The sequence below is a fragment of the Streptococcus sp. WM07 genome (assembly GCF_004570525.1).
Classification (GTDB): domain Bacteria; phylum Bacillota; class Bacilli; order Lactobacillales; family Streptococcaceae; genus Streptococcus.
On sequence record NZ_SPPZ01000157.1, the window covers coordinates 1 to 524 of the forward strand.

Below are 524 nucleotides of genomic sequence, written 5' to 3' on the forward strand. Positions count from 1 at the left end.
CAAGCTCTCATTCTCTACTCTGAATGTCAGAATTTAACAGCAGTAGCTAAATCAGTAGGTTTTGTTCATCAAACTGTACGAAACTTATTGAACCGTTATCTAGAAGGAGGTTTAGAGGCACTCCTTACTGAAAACCGTGGAGGACGCCGCCACTTTTATTTAACACATGAAGAGGAAGAGGAATTTCTTGAAGAACAGGCTTCTTCCGCTATGAATGGAGAATTTGTCACTGTTGACACACTCTTTGAAGCCTATCAAAAAAGAGTAGGACGTAAAACAAGCCGCGAAGGTTTCTATGCACTTCTGAAACGTCATGGCTGGCGTAAGGTTAGTCCACGCCCTGAACACCCAAAGAAAGCAGACGCTAAGACAATTTTAGCGTCAAAAAATAAAATCTCAATTTGAGGAAAAATCAAGTAAGCGCTTTATCTGTGGTAAATCTTACCAAAAAGTTCGGCTTATGTATCAAGATGAGGCTGGCTTTGGACGTATTAGTAAACTAGGAGCTTGTTGGTCTAAAAAAG

General features: G+C 40.3%; 1 pseudogene. It reads left to right on the plus strand.

From position 1 onward, the window contains the following. A pseudogene (locus E4T71_RS08845) lies at positions 1-524 on the plus strand (helix-turn-helix domain-containing protein); the annotation flags it as partial.